At 62.7% G+C, this 18,656-nt stretch carries 20 protein-coding genes; 17 read left to right on the top strand and 3 right to left on the bottom strand.

All coding sequences use genetic code 11. The annotated features are described in order from the left end of the window. Positions 1 to 80 precede the first annotated feature (80 nt). The 4 genes from phnC (at position 81) to phnE (T8A63_RS13320) (ending at position 4,082) form a co-directional block, all read left to right on the top strand. Complete coding sequence (gene phnC, locus T8A63_RS13305; RefSeq protein WP_067623287.1) at positions 81 to 875, top strand: phosphonate ABC transporter ATP-binding protein; 795 nt, start codon at positions 81 to 83, stop codon at positions 873 to 875. Between the two features lie 45 nt (positions 876 to 920). Continuing rightward, positions 921 to 1,829 carry a phosphonate ABC transporter substrate-binding protein gene (gene phnD / locus T8A63_RS13310; protein ID WP_322344076.1) on the top strand — a complete coding sequence of 303 codons (909 nt, stop codon included), beginning with the start codon at positions 921 to 923 and terminating at the stop codon, positions 1,827 to 1,829. A gap of 73 nt (positions 1,830 to 1,902) precedes the next feature. Next, a complete protein-coding gene (gene phnE / locus T8A63_RS13315) occupies positions 1,903 to 2,781 on the top strand; it encodes a phosphonate ABC transporter, permease protein PhnE (protein WP_322344077.1) in 879 nt (292 codons plus the stop codon). Positions 2,782 to 2,846: 65 nt separating this feature from the next. Beyond that, positions 2,847 to 4,082 carry a phosphonate ABC transporter, permease protein PhnE gene (gene phnE, locus T8A63_RS13320; protein ID WP_322345734.1) on the top strand — a complete coding sequence of 412 codons (1,236 nt, stop codon included), beginning with the start codon at positions 2,847 to 2,849 and terminating at the stop codon, positions 4,080 to 4,082. A gap of 9 nt (positions 4,083 to 4,091) precedes the next feature. Here phnE (T8A63_RS13320) and phnF read toward each other — a convergent pair whose 3' ends face one another. Next, complete coding sequence (phnF, locus tag T8A63_RS13325; protein ID WP_132445684.1) at positions 4,092 to 4,805, bottom strand: phosphonate metabolism transcriptional regulator PhnF; 714 nt, start codon at positions 4,803 to 4,805, stop codon at positions 4,092 to 4,094. 101 nt (positions 4,806 to 4,906) lie between these two features. Here phnF and phnG point away from each other — a divergent pair, with 101 nt between their 5' ends. The 7 genes from phnG (at position 4,907) to phnN (ending at position 10,012) form a co-directional block, all read left to right on the top strand. Then, the gene (phnG, locus tag T8A63_RS13330) at positions 4,907 to 5,365 is read left to right on the top strand and encodes a phosphonate C-P lyase system protein PhnG (RefSeq protein WP_322344078.1); all 459 of its coding nucleotides are present in this window, start codon (positions 4,907 to 4,909) and stop codon (positions 5,363 to 5,365) included. Beyond that, positions 5,365 to 5,925: a phosphonate C-P lyase system protein PhnH gene (gene phnH, locus T8A63_RS13335; protein WP_093928510.1), complete on the top strand. Its 561-nt coding sequence runs from the start codon at positions 5,365 to 5,367 to the stop codon at positions 5,923 to 5,925. Before phnG ends, phnH begins: the two co-directional genes overlap by 1 nt. Next, the gene (locus T8A63_RS13340; RefSeq protein WP_322344079.1) at positions 5,925 to 7,028 is read left to right on the top strand and encodes a carbon-phosphorus lyase complex subunit PhnI; all 1,104 of its coding nucleotides are present in this window, start codon (positions 5,925 to 5,927) and stop codon (positions 7,026 to 7,028) included. The genes phnH and T8A63_RS13340 overlap by 1 nt, the downstream gene beginning before the upstream one ends. Positions 7,029 to 7,075: 47 nt before the next feature. Then, on the top strand, positions 7,076 to 7,945 hold the full coding sequence (locus tag T8A63_RS13345) for an alpha-D-ribose 1-methylphosphonate 5-phosphate C-P-lyase PhnJ (RefSeq protein WP_322345736.1): 870 nt from the start codon (positions 7,076 to 7,078) through the stop codon (positions 7,943 to 7,945). Further along, positions 7,942 to 8,712, top strand: coding sequence for a phosphonate C-P lyase system protein PhnK (gene phnK / locus T8A63_RS13350; protein ID WP_007117460.1), 771 nt, complete (start codon positions 7,942 to 7,944; stop codon positions 8,710 to 8,712). Before T8A63_RS13345 ends, phnK begins: the two co-directional genes overlap by 4 nt. A 71-nt stretch (positions 8,713 to 8,783) precedes the next feature. After that, on the top strand, positions 8,784 to 9,467 hold the full coding sequence (gene phnL / locus T8A63_RS13355) for a phosphonate C-P lyase system protein PhnL (RefSeq protein WP_300055081.1): 684 nt from the start codon (positions 8,784 to 8,786) through the stop codon (positions 9,465 to 9,467). Then, positions 9,464 to 10,012 carry a phosphonate metabolism protein/1,5-bisphosphokinase (PRPP-forming) PhnN gene (gene phnN, locus T8A63_RS13360; protein WP_067623260.1) on the top strand — a complete coding sequence of 183 codons (549 nt, stop codon included), beginning with the start codon at positions 9,464 to 9,466 and terminating at the stop codon, positions 10,010 to 10,012. The genes phnL and phnN overlap by 4 nt, the downstream gene beginning before the upstream one ends. Here phnN and T8A63_RS13365 read toward each other — a convergent pair. Further along, positions 9,988 to 10,665 (bottom strand): DUF1045 domain-containing protein, encoded by a 678-nt coding sequence (locus T8A63_RS13365; protein WP_322344080.1) that lies wholly within the window; start codon positions 10,663 to 10,665, stop codon positions 9,988 to 9,990. The genes phnN and T8A63_RS13365 overlap by 25 nt on opposite strands. 47 nt (positions 10,666 to 10,712) lie before the next feature. On the opposite strand from T8A63_RS13365, the gene T8A63_RS13370 reads away from it, so the two are divergent. The 6 genes from T8A63_RS13370 to T8A63_RS13395 all read left to right on the top strand — a co-directional run bounded on the left by T8A63_RS13370 (position 10,713) and on the right by T8A63_RS13395 (position 17,767). After that, positions 10,713 to 11,861, top strand: coding sequence for an alpha-D-ribose 1-methylphosphonate 5-triphosphate diphosphatase (locus tag T8A63_RS13370; RefSeq protein WP_322344081.1), 1,149 nt, complete (start codon positions 10,713 to 10,715; stop codon positions 11,859 to 11,861). Between the two features lie 176 nt (positions 11,862 to 12,037). After that, the gene (locus T8A63_RS13375) at positions 12,038 to 13,129 is read left to right on the top strand and encodes an IS630 family transposase (protein WP_067931132.1); all 1,092 of its coding nucleotides are present in this window, start codon (positions 12,038 to 12,040) and stop codon (positions 13,127 to 13,129) included. Positions 13,130 to 13,241: 112 nt separating this feature from the next. Beyond that, a complete protein-coding gene (locus T8A63_RS13380) occupies positions 13,242 to 15,641 on the top strand; it encodes a PAS domain S-box protein (protein ID WP_322344082.1) in 2,400 nt (799 codons plus the stop codon). A gap of 61 nt (positions 15,642 to 15,702) precedes the next feature. Beyond that, entirely contained in the window at positions 15,703 to 15,990 is a 288-nt protein-coding gene (locus T8A63_RS13385; protein ID WP_322344083.1) for an SH3 domain-containing protein, read from the top strand. 244 nt (positions 15,991 to 16,234) lie between these two features. Beyond that, the gene (locus T8A63_RS13390; RefSeq protein WP_322344084.1) at positions 16,235 to 17,170 is read left to right on the top strand and encodes a class II glutamine amidotransferase; all 936 of its coding nucleotides are present in this window, start codon (positions 16,235 to 16,237) and stop codon (positions 17,168 to 17,170) included. 30 nt (positions 17,171 to 17,200) lie between these two features. Further along, positions 17,201 to 17,767 (top strand): poly-gamma-glutamate hydrolase family protein, encoded by a 567-nt coding sequence (locus T8A63_RS13395; RefSeq protein WP_322344085.1) that lies wholly within the window; start codon positions 17,201 to 17,203, stop codon positions 17,765 to 17,767. A 37-nt stretch (positions 17,768 to 17,804) separates the two neighbouring features. On the opposite strand, the gene T8A63_RS13400 is transcribed toward T8A63_RS13395, so the two are convergent. Further along, entirely contained in the window at positions 17,805 to 18,656 is an 852-nt protein-coding gene (locus T8A63_RS13400) for an ABC transporter permease (protein ID WP_132445651.1), read from the bottom strand.

The following is an 18,656-nucleotide window of genomic DNA, read 5'->3' on the forward strand; positions in this document are numbered from 1 at the left end:
CGTTACAAAAGCTTCGTCAAACTTAAACATTCGTGACATTCACCGCTGCGATAGCTCGCCCCGCAAACCCCGGGGGACCTATGCTCGTCATTTCTGAACTGACCAAAACATTCGGCGCGAACACAGCGGTAGCCCGCGCCAACCTGCAGGTCGACAAACCGCAGATGATCGGGATCATCGGCCGCTCCGGCGCGGGGAAATCCACGCTGCTGCGGATGTTAAACCGGCTGACCGATTCCTCTTCGGGGCAGATCCTGTTCCAAGGGCGCGATGTGACTGCTCTGCGCGGCGCCGCCCGGCGCGGCTGGCAGGCGGAATGCGCAATGATCTTTCAGCAGTTCAACCTCGTCCCACGGATGGATGTGGTGTCGAACGTGCTGCACGGCACGCTCAACCGCCGCTCGACGCTGAGCAGCATCTTCAACCTCTACCCCGATGCCGACATCACCCGCGCGATTGAGATCCTCGACCGTCTGGGCATCGCGCAGCATGCGCCGAAACGGGCCGAGGCGCTGTCGGGTGGCCAGCAGCAGCGCGTCGCCATTGCCCGCGCCCTGATGCAGGACCCGCAGATCATCTTGGCCGATGAACCCATCGCCAGCCTCGACCCGATGAACGCGCAGGTGGTGATGCAATCGCTGCGCCGCATCCACGAGGAAGATGGCCGCATGGTCATCGCCAACCTTCACACGCTGGATACCGCGCGCCGCTACTGCGACCGCGTGGTGGGGATGCGCGACGGCAAGATCGTCTTTGACGGCACGCCCGAGCAGCTGACCACCAGCATGGCCCGCGAAATCTACGGCGCAGACAGCAGCTTTTCCGAAGCCGCCACCTCAACCGAGATCGAAACGCTGGACAAGGTGCCCGCCTGACACGACCCGCCCCAAGGGGCATATTTTCAAACTGGAGACGACAAAATGAAGAAGCTCATCGCCGCCGCACTGGCAACCACGGCCCTGACCGGCGCTGCACTGGCTCAATCCGCAGATGTTACCGAATTTCGCATCGGCATCCTCGGCGGGGAAAACGCGCAGGACCGGATGAACTCCTACGAATGTCTGCGCGGCTACACCGAAGAGCGCCTTGGCGTTCCGGCCAAGCTCTTTGCCCCTGCCGACTATAACGGCGTGATCCAAGGTCTGCTGGGCGGCACGCTCGACATGGCGTGGCTGGGTGCCTCGGCCTATGCCGCCGTTCACCTGCAAGACCCCGAAGCGGTTGAGCCGGTGCTGGTCAAGATCAACCTCGATGGCTCCTACGGCTACCACTCCATCGGCTTCGCGCGCAAAGATGCGGGCATCAACACGCTAGAAGACATGCAGGGCAAGGTCTTTGGCTTTGGCGATCCGAACTCCACCTCTGGCTACCTGATCCCTTCCATCGAAATCCCCCAGACGACCGGTGCCACCATGGAATCTGGTGACTACTTCGGCGAAGTGAAATTTACCGGCGGGCATGAGCAGACCATCGTCGCGGTCAACAACGGTGACGTGGCGGGCGGCGTGACATGGGCCGACGGTCAGGGCAATTGGGAAGACGGCTACAACTCCGGCGCGCTGCGCAAAGCCGTGGATGCGGGCCTGATCGACATGAACGATCTGGTGGAAATCTGGCGCTCCAAGCCGATCCCCGAAGGCCCGGTCGTGCTGCGCAAAGACCTGCCCGAAGAGGTCAAAACGACCATGACCCAACTGGTGGATGAGCTGCACGAGATGGACGCCGACTGCGCCTATGGCGTGGCCGCGGGCGAAAGCCTCGGCTTCGATCCGATTGCCCATGACGCCTATGTCTCGATCGTCGAAGCGCGCAAGGCGAAATCCAACTGATCCTAAGGGACAAAAGACATCTGGCAGGTCCCGGCAACGATTGTCGGGGCCTGTCGTCATAGGGGGACGACAGATGCACCAGACCACTACCGCGCCTGATATCACGGCGGATTACCTTGCCCATACCCGACAAAAGCGGGTGATGAATATGATCTTGCTGGTCGTTTTCGTGGCCCTGCTGATCGGCGGTTTCGGCACCGCCAATGCCCGCAACGCTGGCGGGTTCTGGAACGGGCTGCCCAATGTCTTTGACTTCCCCGCCGATGTGCTGAGCGAGGCATGGGAGCGCATTCATCTGCTGCCCGGCTATTTCGTCAAATACCTCCCCTCTCTGATTGAGACCGTGAACATCGCCGGGGCTGCCACGCTAATCGGTGCGCTCTTTGCCTTCTTCGCCGCCCTGCTGGCCACCCGTGGCCTTGCCCCCGCCCCATGGCTCGTCGGCCCCCTGCGCCGTTTGTTGGACGTGCTGCGCGCTGTGCCTGAAATTGTCGTCGCCCTTGTGCTGATCTTCCTGCTCGGCGGTGGCCCGGTGCCTGCGATGATCGCCATCGCGCTGCATACCGTGGGCGCGCTTGGCAAACTTTTTTCCGAGGTGAACGAGAACGCCTCCCTCAAACCCGTCGACGGCCTTGCCTCTGTCGGGGCGGGCTGGCTGCAACGCATGGTGCTGGGCGTCGTGCCACAGGTCGCGCCCAACTACCTCTCCTACACGCTGCTGCGGTTCGAGGTGAACATCCGCGCCTCGGCCATCCTCGGCTTCGTCGGCGCAGGCGGCATCGGCTATGACCTGCGCAACACGATGTCTTGGGGCCAAGGCAAATTCGACGAGGCAGCCGCGATCTTTCTGCTGCTCTTCGGCACCATCATCATCGTTGACCAAGTCTCAAGCCATTTCCGCGACCGGCTGACCCATGGCCGCGCCTATAAGGACAAGGGAGCCATCCTTTGACTGACCTTACCGCTTCCACCCTCCCCGCTCAGCAGACCGCCAGCCGCAGCTTCCGCCGCAAGCGGATGGCAAGCCTCGCCGCGCCGGTGCTGATCCTTGCCTACCTCGCTTACGTCTTCTTCGCCTTTGACGTGGCGGGGCTGGGCGATCGCATCAACGTGTCGAACATGAAGACACTGGTCGCCGACAGTTACAGCTACAAGACCCATGTCGCCCGCGACAACCGCAATGGCGAGATGGAGATCGCCATCGAAGGCGAACGCAAGGGCCGCTACGCCCCCGGCACCGCCCCCTATTGGGTCACCTTAGGCGAGACTTCTATCGTCGAGCTGGGCAACGGCCATACCGTCGAACTGGGGCCGGAAGTGCGCTATGACGTGCCGGGCTACGGGCTGATCACCGCCACACCGGGCCGCAGCGGCGTCAACGCAACCCTGCCCGACGGCCCCCTGCCTGACTGGATCAACGCCTCGAAAAACCGCCTTGCCATAACCACGGAGGCAGGCCGCCTGACGATCACCCGCAACCGGGCCGAGGTTTTCCGCTATTTCAATGGGTGGGAGCTGTTCTTCTTCACGCTCGACAGCTCCTATCACGGCATGTCCCCGCTAGAGCTGCTGCGCAGTGGTGAATACGGCGCGATCTGGCAGGATTTTTGGACCAACAAAATGTGGCGTCATGGCGATGTGGCATGGGCGCTGGTCGAGACGGTCCTGATGGCCTTTCTCGGCACCTTTGGCGCGGCGATGATCGCCCTGCCGTTGGGCTTTCTGGCCGCCAAGAACTTCTCGCCCCTGGGCGGTCTGCGCTTCGCGGCACGGCGGCTCTTCGACTTCCTGCGCGGGGTCGACGGGCTGATCTGGACCATCGTTCTCTCCCGTGCCTTTGGCCCCGGCCCGCTGACCGGGTCGCTGGCGATCCTGCTGACAGACACCGGCACCTTCGGCAAAATCTTCTCAGAAGCGCTGGAGAATGTGGACGACAAGCAGATCGAGGGCATCGCCTCCACCGGGGCAGCACCTGTGCAACGCTACCGCTTTGGCGTCATCCCCCAGATCACCCCGGTCCTGCTCAGCCAAGTGCTCTACTATCTGGAGTCCAACACCCGCTCTGCCACCATCATCGGCGCGATCACCGGCGGCGGCATCGGCCTTTTGTTGACCCAAGCGATCATCACCCAAAAGGATTGGGAGGAAGTGAGCTATTACATCGTACTGATCATCCTGATGGTCGTGGCGATGGACAGCTTCTCGGGCTGGCTGCGCCGCAAGCTGATCGCGGGCAATGAGGCGGGCCACTAAGGCCGCGGATCAATCGCCGGGGTTCAGCGTCAGCGTCACGCGGTCCCCGGCGAACCATGTCACCCCATATTCCACCGGCACACCCTCCGGGTCCACGTTGATCCCGGCAGACCGCAAGATCGGCGCGCCTTCGGTCAGCCGCAAATGCAGCGCCTGCGTGGCATTGGCCAGTTTCGCCGTCAGCCGGGTCGAGGCGCGGGTGTAATCTGCCACCCCGCCCTGCGCCAAGGCCGAGGTGACCGAGCGGCTGGTCTCAAGCGCTTTTAACAGATCAGGGAACCGCGCGGCAGGAAACAGGCTGCGGAAAATCGCGATGGGCTGGTCATCGGCCAGCGACAGCCCCTCATAGACATGCACGAGCGCCTCACCCTCCAGCCCAAGCTGCTCGGCCTCATGGGCCGAAGCCGCGCGGGTCTCCAGCATCAAAATCTGCTTGGCCGGCACCCGCCCCGCCGCCGCGAGGTTCTGGTGAAACCGCACCCTCTTGCCGATGGGGTAATCCGTGGGCCGCTGCGCCACGAAGACCCCCGCTCCGCGACGGCTATAGGTCAGCCCGCTCTCGTTCATGTCGCTGATCGCCCGGCGCACCGTGTGACGGTTGACCCCAAACCGCGCCGCCAATTGCGCCTCGGTCGGGAGCCGATCGCCGGGGGCGTATTTCCCCGTGGCGATGTCATGGGTCAGCGTGGCGGTGATGGTTTTCCAGATCGCAGTTCGGGCCATGTCGCAGAAGTTTCACATATCCAAGCTTGCGCCAGCGGGAGGCCAGCGGCTAATACTTGTCTAGTTGTATAGTAAATTAGACAAATGCACAAGGTGTCTAGATGACGGTTGAAATCAAAGAAAAGACCCGCGATCGGCAGGCTCGGATGGGCCTGCTCGCGCGGGCCGAGGCCGCTGATCTGGCCCGGCTCTGGGCGCGCTACGGCGCGGTTCCAGCCCATGACCTCCTCCGCGCGCCAGAGATCGGCGGCGTCATGCTGCGGGGCCGGATGGGCGCTCTGGGCGATGCCTTTAACATGGGCGAAATGTCGGTCACGCGCTGTTCGGTGCGGCTTGCGGATGGGCCTGACGGCCACGCCTATATCCAAGGCCGCAGCCGCGACAAGGCGCTGCAAGCCGCCCTCGTTGATGCCCTGATGCAAAGTGATGCCGCCGATGAGGTCCGCAGCAAACTGCTCGACCCACTGGCCGAGGTCGAGAGCCAACGCCGCGCCAGCCGCGCTGCCAAGGCCGCCGCCACAAAGGTCGATTTTTTCACCATGGTCAGAGGAGAAGACTGATGCAGACCCTATCGCTGACTGGCGGGTTTCGCGACGCGCCCAAAGACGCCGCTTTCGCCTTTCGCGCGGTGATGAACGCCATGGCCAAACCGGGTGAGATCAATCGCGTGACCGGGGCCGAACCGCCTGCGGGCCTCTCCATCGCCGCCGGGGTCGTCCTGCTGACACTCTGCGACCCCGAAACGCCGCTCTACCTCGCCCCCGGCTTTGACCGGCCCGAAGTGCGCGACTGGATCACCTTCCACACCGGCGCGCCCTTCGCCCCGGCCAATGCGGCGCACTTCGCCTTAGGCGCTTGGGACGACCTGCCGCGCGGCGACTTCCCCCTCGGGACCGCCGCCTACCCCGACCGCTCTGCCACGCTGATCGTCGAGGTGGATGATCTGCGCAGCGATGGCGCGACCCTCTCCGGCCCCGGCATCAAGGATAGTGCTGCGCTGTCGCTGCCCGACCGCATGGCCTTCCAACAAAACGCGGCGCTCTTCCCGCGTGGATTGGATTTCATTTTCACCTGCGGCGACCGTCTGGCGGCGCTGCCCCGAAGCACAAAGGTGTCCTGATGTATGTAGCGGTAAAAGGCGGCGAGCGGGCGATTGACAACGCCCACGCATGGCTTGCCGAAGAGCGGCGCGGCGACGCAAGCGTGCCGGAACTGAGCGTTGCGCAAATTCGCGAACAGATGATGCTGGCGGTGAACCGGGTGATGGCCGAAGGCTCGCTCTATGATCCCGACCTCGCCGCGCTGGCGATCAAACAGGCGCGGGGCGATCTGATCGAAGCGGTGTTTCTGATCCGCGCCTATCGCACCACCCTGCCGCGTTTCGGGGCCTCGCGCCCGATGGACACCGGCACCATGGCCTGCGACCGCCGCGTCTCGGCCACCTTCAAGGATGCGCCGGGCGGGCAGGTCTTGGGGCCGACCTTCGACTACACGCACCGGCTGCTGGATTTCAAGCTGGCCGCCGATGGTGAGGTGCCGTCCGCGCCCGAGGTGGCCGATGCCGAGCTGCCTAAAGACACGCCGCACATCATGGAATTCCTCGACCGCGAAGGGCTGATGCAGCGCGACACGGACAGTCAGACTCCGCCGCGCGATCTAACCCGCGAGCCGCTGGAACTGCCCGCCACCCGCGACTTACGCCTGCAAGCGCTGACCCGCGGCGACGAGGGCTTTGTCCTCGGCATGGCCTATTCCACGCAGCGCGGCTATGCGCGCAACCACGCCTTCGTCGCGGAACTGCGCATTGGCAAAGTGGCGGTGGAAATGGACATTCCCGAACTGGGTTTTGCCATTGAGATCGGCGAGGTCGAGCTCACCGAATGCGAGACGGTGAACCAATTTGCGGGCTCCAAGACCGAGCCGCCGCAGTTCACTCGTGGCTATGGGCTGGTCTTCGGCATGTCCGAGCGCAAGGCGATTTCCATGGCGCTGGTGGACCGGGCATTGCGTTGGGAGGAGTTGGGCGAAGACAACCTCGGCGCGCCTGCGCAGGATGCGGAATTCGTGCTCTATCACGCCGACAACATCCAAGCGACGGGGTTCTTGGAGCATATCAAGCTGCCCCATTACGTCGATTTCCAATCCGAACTCGAACTGATCCGCAAACTGCGCCGCGAGGCGACAGCCGCGGCCCAAGACGCGCCCCGGGAGGCCGCAGAATGAGCCCTGCCATGACACAGAGTGACCAAGACAGGCATGAGGACCGGGGCATGAACGACTACAATTTTGCCTATCTGGACGAGCAGACCAAACGGATGATCCGCCGCGCGATCCTGAAAGGGCTGGCGATCCCGGGCTATCAGGTGCCCTTTGCCAGCCGCGAAATGCCGATGCCCTACGGCTGGGGCACGGGCGGGGTGCAGGTGTCTGCCGCCGTGCTGACGCCCGAGGATACTTTCAAGGTGATCGACCAAGGCGCGGATGACACGACCAACGCCGTCTCGATCCGCCGCTTTTTTCAAAAGACCGCCGGTGTCGCGGTGACCGAAGCCACGACCGAGGCCAGCGTCATCCAAACCCGCCACCGCATTCCCGAAGCCGCGCTGCGCGAAGATCAGGTGCTGGTCTATCAGGTGCCGATCCCCGAACCGCTGCGTTTTCTTGAGCCTTCAGAGGTCGAGACCCGCAAAATGCACGAGCTGGAGGAATACGGGCTGATGCATGTGAAACTCTACGAAGATATCGCCCAGCATGGTGCGATTGCCACGGCCTATGCCTATCCGGTCAAGGTCGAGGGGCGCTATGTCATGGACCCCTCGCCGATCCCGAAATTCGACAATCCGAAACTGGAAATGGCCGCGATCCAGCTCTTCGGCGCGGGGCGCGAACAGCGTATCTATGCGCTGCCGCCCTATACGCAGGTCGTATCGCTGGATTTCGAGGACCACCCTTTCGAGGCGAGCAAGGCCGATCATCCTTGCGGCCTTTGCGGGGCGGAGGACAGCTATCTGGATGAGTTGATCGTCGATGACGAAGGTGGGCGTCTGTTCATGTGCTCCGACACCGATTATTGCGCGGCGCGTCAGGCGGCTGGGCATCGCGGCGCGGAAGTGGCCCCTGTGTTGGAGAGCGTGGCATGACCCCCTTGTTGCAAGTTGAAAACATCGCGAAATTCTATGGTGCGCGGATCGGCTGCACCGATGTCAGCTTTGACCTCTACCCCGGTGAGGTGATGGGCATCGTCGGCGAAAGCGGCTCGGGCAAATCCACGCTGCTGAACACACTGGCGGGGCATCTGACACCGGATCGCGGGGCGGTGCGTTTCGACACCCGCGCCGATGGGCTGCGCGACACGGTGACGATGAGCGAGCCGGAGCGCCGGATGCTGTCGCGCACCGATTGGGCCTTTGTCCACCAACACGCCCGCGACGGGCTGCGCATGAACGTCAGCGCAGGCGGCAATGTGGGCGAGCGGCTGATGGCCGTGGGCGCGCGACACTACGGCGACATCCGCGCCAGCGCCACCGACTGGCTGGGCCGGGTGGAGATCAACGAGGACCGGATCGACGACCGGCCTTCGGCCTTCTCTGGCGGGATGCAGCAGCGCTTGCAGATCGCCCGCAACCTCGTGACCGGGCCGCGGCTGGTCTTCATGGACGAACCCACCGGCGGGCTGGACGTGAGCGTTCAAGCGCGGCTGCTCGACCTGCTGCGCGGGCTTGTGCGCGAGATGGGGCTGAGCGCGATCATCGTGACCCATGATCTGGCGGTGGTGCGGCTGCTGGCGGATCGGCTGATGGTGATGAAAGACGGCCATGTGGTGGAAACCGGACTGACCGATCAAGTCTTGGACGACCCGCAGCATGGCTATACCCAGCTTTTGGTCTCTAGCGTGCTACAGGTTTGACGGTGCAGGGAATTGTTTCGCACGCGAAACAAATGACAAACGTTAACAATAGGTTAAACAAGGTTGAACCCATGATAAGCGTGGAAAATGTAAGCAAATCCTTCACCCTGCACAATCAGGGCGCTGCGGTGATCCCGGTGATGCGCGGCGGTGAATTGACCGTGGCACGGGGCGAATGCGTGGCGCTGACCGGAGCGTCGGGGGCCGGGAAATCGACGCTGATGCGGATGATCTATGGCAACTACCTGACCGCCTCGGGCCGGGTCATGGTGGGCGATCTGGATGTCGCCCAAGCCGCCCCGCGCGAGATACTGGAGTTACGCCGCCATGTGCTGGGCTATGTCAGCCAGTTCCTGCGCGTCGTGCCACGGGTGGCGACGCTTGATGTGGTGGCCGAGCCGCTCCGGGCGGTGGGCAGCAGCGAGGCCGACGCACGGGCGCGGGCCGGAGAATTGCTGGCGCAGCTCAACATCCCCGAACGGCTTTGGCAGCTCAGTCCCACGACCTTTTCCGGCGGGGAGCAGCAGCGGGTGAACATCGCGCGCGGCTTTGCGCATCCCTACCCGGTCTTGCTGCTGGATGAGCCGACGGCGAGCCTTGACGCCACCAACCGCGCCACTGTGCTGGCATTGATCGAAGAAGCCAAAGCCCGCGGCACGGCGATCTTGGGCATCTTCCATGATGAGGCCGCCCGCGACCAGATCTGTGACCGCGAAGTGGACGTGACCCGTTTCACCCCCGGACTGGCCGCATGAGCGGGCGTTTTATCGCGGTGGTCGGCCCGTCGGGTGTGGGCAAGGACAGCGTGATGGAAGGACTGGCCGAAACCCTGCCCGACCTCTTCCTCGCCCGCCGCGCCATCACCCGGCCCGGTGAGGCCGGGGGCGAGGATTTCGACGGGATCAGCGAGGCGGCGTTTCTGCGGCTCGAAGCGGAGGGCGCCTTTGCCTTGAGTTGGGCCGCGCATGGGCTACGTTATGGCATTCCCATCGCGGTTGAAATGGCGCTGGCCGAGGGGCGCGACGTGCTGGCGAACCTCTCTCGCAGCATGCTGACCGAGGCCAAAATGCGGTTTGCGCGGTTCGAAGTGCTGTCGCTGACCGCTTCGCCCGATGTATTGGCGGACCGGCTGCGGGGCCGTGGGCGCGAAACCGAAGCAGAAATCACCGCACGGCTAGCCCGGGCCGACCGCGCCCTGCCCGACCATATCGCGGCGATAGAGATCGACAACTCCGGCCCGCTCAAGCAGACCGTGGCGCAGGCGCTGGCGGCGCTCTATCCCGAGAGGGCGGCGCGGTGAACCTCGTGGAACATACCGTCTTCGGCCTGCCCCACCAGCGTCAGGCTGTCCAGAATAAAGGGCTGCGGCAGGTGCGGCGCGATATAAGGGGCCAGCGCCGCTGTGACCCGTGGCAGATCGCTTTTCGGCAGTTTGCCGGTCAGGGTGACGTGGAAGCGAAACGCCTCCATCACGTAGGGGTAGCCCCATTGGCTGAGGTTCGCCTCTTGCGCCGGGGTCAGATTGGCTTGGCGGCGGCGGGCCAGATCGGCTTCGGAAGGGGGCGCGCGGAACGTGTCGAGGCCGCGCACCACCTCGGCGGCCATGGCGTTGAGCGCGGCGGTGTCCCCCTCGGGCGTCAGCGCCAGAAAGCGGCCCAGCGGGGTGAGCGCAAGCCCGTCGAGCGTGACCGGCGAAAGCCGCGTGCAAAGCGCCTCGAACTCGGCCAGCAACCCGTCAGCCGTGGTGCCTTCGGCCAACACAAAGGGCGGCTTGATCGTCGCATGCAGCCCGTATTTGCGCGGCGTCTGCGTCAGGGCGGCCACGTCCAGCCCGGCGACCTCTGGGTGCGCAACGGCGCGCCCGCGTGCCACATCCCAGCCCAGCCAAGCGGCCCCAGCCTCGGCCAAACTGCCCTGCGGCGTGTAATAGATCGCGTAGCGGTCGAACTTCATTCATCTTCTCCCTGCATCCATGGATGCGCAACAAGCGTGACGTTCACATGACAAAAGAAACCATTCTCGCCAATGCCAAAATCATCCTGCCCGATGCGGTGATCCCCGGCAGCGTGGTGCTGCGCGATGGGGTGATCGCCGATATCGCCGAAGGCACCGCCGTGCCACAGGGGGCGGTCGATTGCGAAGGCCGCTACCTCGCCCCCGGGCTGGTCGAGCTGCACACCGACAACCTTGAGCGCCACATGAAGCCGCGCCCCAAGGTCGACTGGCCGCACCGCGCGGCGATCATCGCCCATGACCGCGAGCTGGCAGGCACCGGGATCACCACGGTTTTCGACGCGATCCGGGTCGGGTCGATCCTGTCGGACGAAGGGCGCAAACGCTACGGGAAATACGCCCGCGACATGGCCGATGAAATTCTGATGATGCGCGACAGCGGGGCGCTGGCGATCAGCCACCATATCCACCTGCGCGCCGAGATCTGTTCGGAAACGCTGGTGGAAGAACTGGCCGAGTTTGGCCCCGACGACAAAGTCGGCATCGTTAGCCTGATGGATCACACGCCGGGCCAGCGGCAATTCCGCGATGTGCAAAAGTTCGAGGATTACGTCTGCGGCAAGAACGGTCTGCCCCGTGAGGATTTCGGCGATTACGTCACCTTCCTGCATGGGCTGCAAGAACGGCTGGGCGCGAAACATGAGGCGGCAGCGGTGGCGGCGGCGGCGCGCTATGGCGCGGCGCTGGCCAGCCATGATGACACCACGGCCGAGCAGGTCGCGACCAGCCACGCTCATGGCGTGCGCTTGGCCGAATTCCCCACCACCCGCGCGGCGGCAGAGGCCTGTCACGCCCAAGACATCGCAACGATCATGGGCGCGCCGAACCTCGTCCGCGGCGGGTCGCATTCTGGCAATGTGGCGGCAAAGGAATTGGCGGAACTGGACTTGCTGGACATCCTGTCGTCGGATTATGTCCCCGCGGCCCTGCTGCTGGGGGCGGTGCAACTGGGCAATCTATGGGGCGATATGGCGCGGGGGCTGGCGACCGTCACTCGCACGCCCGCGCATCACGTAGCCCTGACCGACCGGGGCGAGATCGCCTTGGGCGCGCGGGCTGATCTGATCCTGTTCGAGGTGATGAAAGACGCGCCGATCCTGCGGTCGGTCTACGCCATGGGCCATCGCGTCGCGTAGCCTCTCATCCTCTACGGCATCCGCCAGCTTGGCGGGTGCTGGCCCGCGTTTTTCTGCCCGAAAACCCGCCCCTTGAAAGAATGTGCTTTTTGCGCTCGTCTTGCCGCTTCATAAGACTAGTGTTCTCCACCTGACAGGAGATTCCCATCGGCAACGTGATGTGCCATATTTGAGGCATGAGACGCCATGACATCTGCCTTTACCTTGGCCCCGCCGACCGTACTGAGCTTCAAGCCCTGATCAGCAACCGCAACACTGCGCGCAAGCTTGTCTGGCGGGCCGAGATCGTCCTGGCCACAGCGGACGGTCATGGCACGTTCGAGATTATGCGACGCGCGGGCACGTCGAAACCCACGGTCTGGCGCTGGCAGCAGCGGTATCTCGATGAGGGCGTGGCCGGTCTCAAGCGTGACAAGACGCGACCCTCGCGGGTGCCGCCTTTGCCCGTGGAAACAAGGCTGAAGGTGATCGCCAAGACGGTGCAGGAAACCCCGCCCAATGCAACGCACTGGAGCCGCGCGCTAATGGCCGAAGCCATGGGCATCTCGCCGTCGAGCGTCGGCCGCATCTGGGCAGAAGCTGGCTTGAAGCCGCATCTCACGAAGGGGTTCAAGGTCTCGAACGACCCAAAGTTCGAGGAGAAGGTCACCGATATCGTCGGGCTCTACCTCGACCCGCCAGACCGTGCCGTGGTGCTCTGCGTCGATGAGAAATCCCAGATCCAGGCGCTGGATCGCACCCAGCCCGGACTGCCGCTCAAGAAGGGCCGTGCCGCGACCGTAACGCACGATTACAAACGCCATGGCACGACCACGCTGTTTGCTGCGCTGGATGTGAAATCAGGCACCGTCATTGGCGATTGCATGCCACGCCATCGTGCGCAGGAGTTCCTGAAATTCCTCCGACAGATCGACAAGGCTGTGCCCACGCGGCGCGATGTGCATCTGGTGCTCGACAACTACGCCACCCACAAGACGCCTGAGGTAAAGGCCTGGCTCGAAAAGCATCCGCGCTTCAAGCTGCACTTCACGCCCACCAGCGCGTCATGGCTGAACCTGGTGGAGCGCTTCTTTGCCGAGATCACATCAAGGCGCATCCGGCGCGGCAGCTATTCCAGCGTCGATGATCTTGAGGCCGCGATCTACGACTATCTGGCCCACCACAACGAGAAGCCAAGGCCCTTCAAATGGACCAAAACCGCAGAGGATATCCTCACCCGGGAACGTCGCGCGCTGGACAAGCTCGATGAAACTCGCGGAAACAGGTAGGAAGTGTCAGACTCAGAGCACTAGGTTACATATACCCTGCAACTTGCAGGTCGAATTTAGCCGGGTCCAGCGACCGACAAGCTTGAGGAAAATAGTGCAAGAAGCATTGAGATTGGCGAGCGATCGCCTTGGGCAGATCGTAGAAGACGCGGCAAGCGAAGTTTACCTGTTTTCAGTCGAAGACTTTACCTTCACCCTCGCCAATCGCGGCGCGCGGGAGAACCTTGGCTATTCGATGGAAGAGCTGCGCGGCATGGCGGCGTGGGACATCAAGCCCGAACTGTCGCGCGAGGCGTTTCTGGACCTCGTTGAGCCGCTGATCAACGGCAAGACGACAACGCTTGAATATGAGACGGTCCACCAGCGCAGGGACGGCTCGCGGTATTGCGTTCTGACCCATTTGCAGCTGATCTCAACCGAAGGCGAAAAGGTCCTTTATGCGGCCATTCAGGACATCACCAAACAGAAAGAGACCAACGCGGCGCTGACTAAAGTCTCGGCCCGGCTGGACGCGATCCTGAGCAACACTACGATGGCCATCTTCATGATGGACGACAAACAGCAATGCGTCTTTATGAACCGCGCAGCCGAAGAGTTGACCGGCTATAAATTCGAGGAAACCGTCAAAAGACCGCTGCATGATGTGATCCACCACACCCACCCCGACGGGCGGCATTTCCCAATCGAAGACTGCGCCATCGACCGCGCTTTTCCGGAAAACCACCAGACGCAGGGTGAGGAAACCTTTGTCCATAAGGACGGCAGTTTCTATCCCGTGGGCTTCACCGCCTCGCCGATGAAGGATGAGACGGGCAAAACCGTGGGCACCGTGATCGAGGTCCGCGACCTGCGCGAGGAACTGCGCGCACGCAATGCCGAGATTGAGTTCAACAACGCGCTGAAAACCAAGGTCGAAGAGGCCATGGCCGAACGGGACCGGCTTGAGGCGCAGTTGGTACAGGCGCAAAAGATGGAAGCCGTGGGCCAACTCACTGGCGGCATTGCGCATGATTTCAACAACCTGCTTCAGGTGGTGGGCAGCAACCTTCAGCTTCTGTCAAAGGAACTGGCCGAGGTCGACGCCAAGCGGCGGTTTGTCGACAACGCCATGGCGGGGGTGTCGCGCGGCGCAAAGCTGACCGCGCAACTGCTCGCCTTTGGGCGGCAGCAACCCTTGGAGCCGAAGCCGCAAAACCTTGGCCGATTGGTGCGGGGCATGGACGACATGTTGCGCCGCACCCTTGGCGAAGGGATCGAGGTCGAGACGGTGATCTCGGGCGGGCTGTGGAACTGTCTTGTCGATCCGGCGCAGTTGGAAAACGTGATCCTGAACCTTGCGATCAACGCGCGCGACGCGATGGCCCACCATGGCAAGCTGACAATCGAAGTGGGCAACGCCGCCCTTGACGACGCCTATGCCCAAAGTCACCCGAATGTGGCCCCCGGCCAATATGTCATGCTGGCGATCACCGATACCGGCGCAGGCATTGCACCGGAGATCATGGAAAAGGTCTTTGATCCCTTCTTCACCACCAAAGACACGGGCGAAGGCACGGGGCTTGGCCTCAGCATGGTTTACGGCTTCATCAAACAGTCCGGCGGGCATATCAAACTCTACAGCGAAGAGAACCAAGGCACGACCGTGCGGGTCTATCTGCCGCGCACGCAGCGCCAGGAAGAAAGCGCCCCGTTGCCTGCCACCACCGAAACGCCCACGGGCAGCGGTGAGGTGATCCTTGTGGTCGAAGACGACGCCGCCGTGCGCGAGACCGCCGTCGATCAGCTGCGCGATCTTGGCTATGGCGTGCTCACCGCCGAGAACGCCGATAGCGCGCTGGCGATTGTCAAAAGCGGTGTGCAGATCAATCTGCTCTTTACCGATGTGGTCATGCCTGGCAAAATCCGCAGCCCCGAGCTTGCCCGCGAGACCAAGGCGCATCTGCCGAATGTCGGCGTGCTCTTTACTTCGGGCTATACCCAGAACGCGATTGTCCACGCCGGGCGGCTCGACGAAGGGGTCGATCTGCTGAGCAAGCCCTACACCCGCGAGCGGCTGGCCCTGAAAATTCATGAGATTCTCTCTCGCCAATCCGGCAGCGATGCCGCCCACGGGGCGCAGGAAGACGCGCACAGCGCCCCCGATGACGCACCTAAAATTTTGCTGGTCGAAGACGATGCGCTGATCAGCATGGCGACCGCGGATATGCTTGCCGATCTGGGCTATGCCGTGACCGAAGCCGACAGCGTCGCCGCCGCCGAACGCAGCCTTGAGGCCGAGCGGTTCGACATCATGCTCACCGATCTCGGCCTGCCCGACGGCTCTGGCATGGATCTGGTGCAGCACGTCACGCAACTGCGCCCCGAGATCGCGGTCATCATCGCCTCGGGGGCCGATCCGCGAGAATATGCCGAAGGCGAGGCCGAGCCCGCGCGCTATGTCAGCTTGATGAAACCCTATGACGAGCATTCTTTGAAGCGCGCCTTGGACCAGTGCAAAGAGCCGGCAGGATAAGGCGGCTAGGATCAGCCCGGTTTTCGATCTATGACGTGAGAAAACAAATGAGAGGCAGATCATGCGCAGGATTACATTCGCAGCAGTTTCCACCCTTATCTTCGTCGCAGGTTGCGCAGGCATCGCCGCCGACCAAGTAATGGTTCACCGCACCGGGCCAAACGAGCTTTTGAAGCTGCGGTCTGGGCCGGGGCTTGATTTCGGGGTCATCATGGGGCTGCCCGATGGCACCATCTTGAACCGCCGCGATTGCGTGACCGAGATTGGCCAGCTTTGGTGCCGGGTGTCCTTGGCCGATGCGCCAGAGGTGCAGGGCTATGTCTCGGCGGACTATATCTCTGACGTCTGATCTATAGGTCAGACTACGGGTGGCGCGCATTTGGTGCCGCCCGCGGCGCTCTTTGGTCAAGCCACCGCGCCCCAGCCTAGTTGGCGGCGCCTGTCGTCGACAGGGTGGGGCATTCGCCCCCTGCAAGCCCCCTGTCGCCCCCCCCCCTGTTCGGCCCACCTGTCGATTTCCGCGTGCACCGCTCTATCTCAGCCCTTCACACCCTTCGTGAAACCGCTGAAATATCTCAAGAGTAAGGAAAACCATGTGCCGCTTCCTCGCCTATATCGGACCTGAACTGCCAATCGAGGCGCTGCTCCTTGCCCCAGAGAACAGCCTGCTGAACCAAAGCCTTGATCCGGAACTTCACCCCAGCCTGCAACTGGCCGGTTGGGGCTTTGCCGCCTGGAGCGCGCATCTGCTGAAACCCGCCGCGCCGCTGCTTTATCACCGACCCAAAGCGGCCTTTCACGACGACAATGCCAAGACCCTGATACCCAGCCTGCAGGCCCATACGATGCTGTCGCATATCCGCGCGGCCTCTTATGACGCCAGCGTCGTGCAGGCCGATGAAAACTGCCACCCGTTTTCCTTTGACCATACCCCGTGGATCATCGCGCAGAACGGTGCCCTGCCCCATTGGCGGCAGTTGCAACGTGAGCTCCTGCCCCATTGCAAAGATCAATACCTCACCCAGATGCGCGGCACGACGGATACGGAATTTCTTTATGTTCTGTTGCTGTCATTGCTGGAAGGCGACAGCGATGACGATGTGCAGCGCGGGTTTGAAAAACTATTGCGGGTCATTTGTGAGGCCGCGCGAAAACTTGATCTGGCGGCATTGACCAAGCTAAAAATCGCGCTTGTCAGTTCAGATCGTATTATCGGCGTAAACTATGGCTGCGGGCATGACGGCGAGACCGATGTGACCGGCGACTGGAAGAAACTGCGCGACGAGGACTTACCCCTCTCTATGCTGCTTGAACCGGTCTATGTACTGACAGGCGCGAACTTTGAGGATCATGCGGACTCCTATAAGGTCGACCCCTGCCCCGAGGGCGAAGCCGAATCGGCGATTTTTGCCTCCGAGCCGCTGACCGAAGATGGGGATGAATGGCAGGAAATCGAGTTTGGCGAGATCGTGTTTCTGGAGCGGAAAGACGGGCTTATCTCCAAAACGGTGCGCAAGCTCGACGTTTGATCGCCCTCCCCAGCCGATAGGAGCCATATCATGACGGATCGTTTCCAGAACTATGCCGACCTCTCTGCAGAGATGCTGCGCGATGATGATTACCAGATACGCGCCGAGGATCGAGGCAGCGCAGTCATCATCATCGCGCCCCACGGCGGTACGATTGAGCCTGAGACCAGCCTGATCGCCGAGGCCATCGCGGGAAGCGACTATTCCTACTATTTGTTCGAGGCGCTGAAAGCCGGGGCGCATGGGGATTTCCACATCACCTCGCACCGCTTTGACGAGCCGCAGGCGTTGAAGCTTGTGGCGGAGGCGACGGTGGCCGTGGCGATCCATGGGCGCAGGGATGATGGCACCGAAACGGTCTGGCTTGGTGGGCGCGCCGAGGCGCTACGCGATGCCATCGGCGCGGCCCTGCGCGACGCGGGGTTTGACGCGGCGCCCAACACCACCCTGCCCGGCGTGCATGAGACGAACATCTGCAACCGCACCCGCTCTGGCGAAGGGGTGCAGCTTGAACTGCCTCGGTCGCTGCGGCGTGCCCTCGCCGAGGATGCGGATATGTTAGAGAGGTTTTGTCTGGCGGTGCGCGAGGCGCTTTAGCCAAAGGCGGCAGGCCCAGCACGGGCCTGCCGAGGTCTTAGCTTCGTTTTTGAAACAAGATCACCATCAGCGCCAGAAGCGACGAGCCCAGCATCAACAACAGCGACACGGCGTTCAGCAACGGCGTTGAGCCTTCTTTCAACCGATCGAACATGGCGATGGTCAGCGGCGCGTCAGAGCCCACCAGCATCAGCGTCGTGTTGAAGTTCTCAAAGCTCATGAGAAACGCCACCACGACCGCCCCGACCATTGCAGGCGCAAGGAACGGCAGGGTGATCGTGCGCACGGCGGTCAAACGATCCGCGCCAAGGTTCAGCGCCGCCTCTTCCAACGTGCGGTCAAACTTTTGCAACCGGGCCGAGATCACCAGCGTGGCGATGGTGGTGATAAAGCTGAACTGTCCCAAGATCACCAACAATAGACCGGGGCGCAGCGCCTGAATGTCGATCTGCGCCATGTCCCAGACGCCGTTGGCCAGCGTGGAGGAAAACACCAGCACCGAGATGCCCAGCACGATGCCGGGGATCACCAGCGGCAGCAGCATCAACACATAGAGAAACCCCTTGCCGCGAAACTCATAGCGGTTGAACAGAAAGGCGTTCGTCGTGCCAACGCAGACCGACATGATCGCCACGCAAAGCGCCACGAATGCCGATGTGCCCACCGACCGCAGGATGCCACGTTCATGAAAGACGCCGATCTGCGGGCGCTCCTCGCCGAAGAACCAATTCCACGTGAATCCCTCCCACGGAAGAGACGGGAACTGGCTGTCGTTGAAGGCAAAGACCGCCACCACGGTCAGCGGTAGGGCCAGATAGAGAAAGAACAGCGCCACATAGCCGCCATAGAGGATGCGAAAGCTGCGCGATTGCGGGATTGTCGGGATCAT

It is taken from the genome of Sulfitobacter sp. OXR-159, from assembly GCF_034377145.1.
Lineage (GTDB): Bacteria > Pseudomonadota > Alphaproteobacteria > Rhodobacterales > Rhodobacteraceae > Sulfitobacter.

Excerpts from the sequence above, each read along its gene's own strand:
- phnC (WP_067623287.1), top strand. The coding sequence starts at position 81 with ATGCTCGTCATTTCTGAACTGACCAAAACATTCGGCGCGAACACAGCG.
- phnD (WP_322344076.1), top strand. The coding sequence starts at position 921 with ATGAAGAAGCTCATCGCCGCCGCACTGGCAACCACGGCCCTGACCGGC.
- phnE (WP_322344077.1), top strand. The coding sequence starts at position 1,903 with ATGCACCAGACCACTACCGCGCCTGATATCACGGCGGATTACCTTGCC.
- phnE (WP_322345734.1), top strand. The coding sequence starts at position 2,847 with ATGGCAAGCCTCGCCGCGCCGGTGCTGATCCTTGCCTACCTCGCTTAC.
- phnF (WP_132445684.1), bottom strand. The coding sequence starts at position 4,805 with ATGGCCCGAACTGCGATCTGGAAAACCATCACCGCCACGCTGACCCAT.
- phnG (WP_322344078.1), top strand. The coding sequence starts at position 4,907 with ATGACGGTTGAAATCAAAGAAAAGACCCGCGATCGGCAGGCTCGGATG.
- phnH (WP_093928510.1), top strand. The coding sequence starts at position 5,365 with ATGCAGACCCTATCGCTGACTGGCGGGTTTCGCGACGCGCCCAAAGAC.
- T8A63_RS13340 (WP_322344079.1), top strand. The coding sequence starts at position 5,925 with ATGTATGTAGCGGTAAAAGGCGGCGAGCGGGCGATTGACAACGCCCAC.
- T8A63_RS13345 (WP_322345736.1), top strand. The coding sequence starts at position 7,076 with ATGAACGACTACAATTTTGCCTATCTGGACGAGCAGACCAAACGGATG.
- phnK (WP_007117460.1), top strand. The coding sequence starts at position 7,942 with ATGACCCCCTTGTTGCAAGTTGAAAACATCGCGAAATTCTATGGTGCG.
- phnL (WP_300055081.1), top strand. The coding sequence starts at position 8,784 with ATGATAAGCGTGGAAAATGTAAGCAAATCCTTCACCCTGCACAATCAG.
- phnN (WP_067623260.1), top strand. The coding sequence starts at position 9,464 with ATGAGCGGGCGTTTTATCGCGGTGGTCGGCCCGTCGGGTGTGGGCAAG.
- T8A63_RS13365 (WP_322344080.1), bottom strand. The coding sequence starts at position 10,665 with ATGAAGTTCGACCGCTACGCGATCTATTACACGCCGCAGGGCAGTTTG.
- T8A63_RS13370 (WP_322344081.1), top strand. The coding sequence starts at position 10,713 with ATGACAAAAGAAACCATTCTCGCCAATGCCAAAATCATCCTGCCCGAT.
- T8A63_RS13375 (WP_067931132.1), top strand. The coding sequence starts at position 12,038 with ATGAGACGCCATGACATCTGCCTTTACCTTGGCCCCGCCGACCGTACT.
- T8A63_RS13385 (WP_322344083.1), top strand. The coding sequence starts at position 15,703 with ATGCGCAGGATTACATTCGCAGCAGTTTCCACCCTTATCTTCGTCGCA.
- T8A63_RS13390 (WP_322344084.1), top strand. The coding sequence starts at position 16,235 with ATGTGCCGCTTCCTCGCCTATATCGGACCTGAACTGCCAATCGAGGCG.
- T8A63_RS13395 (WP_322344085.1), top strand. The coding sequence starts at position 17,201 with ATGACGGATCGTTTCCAGAACTATGCCGACCTCTCTGCAGAGATGCTG.
- T8A63_RS13400 (WP_132445651.1), bottom strand. The coding sequence starts at position 18,656 with ATGATCCCGACAATCCCGCAATCGCGCAGCTTTCGCATCCTCTATGGC.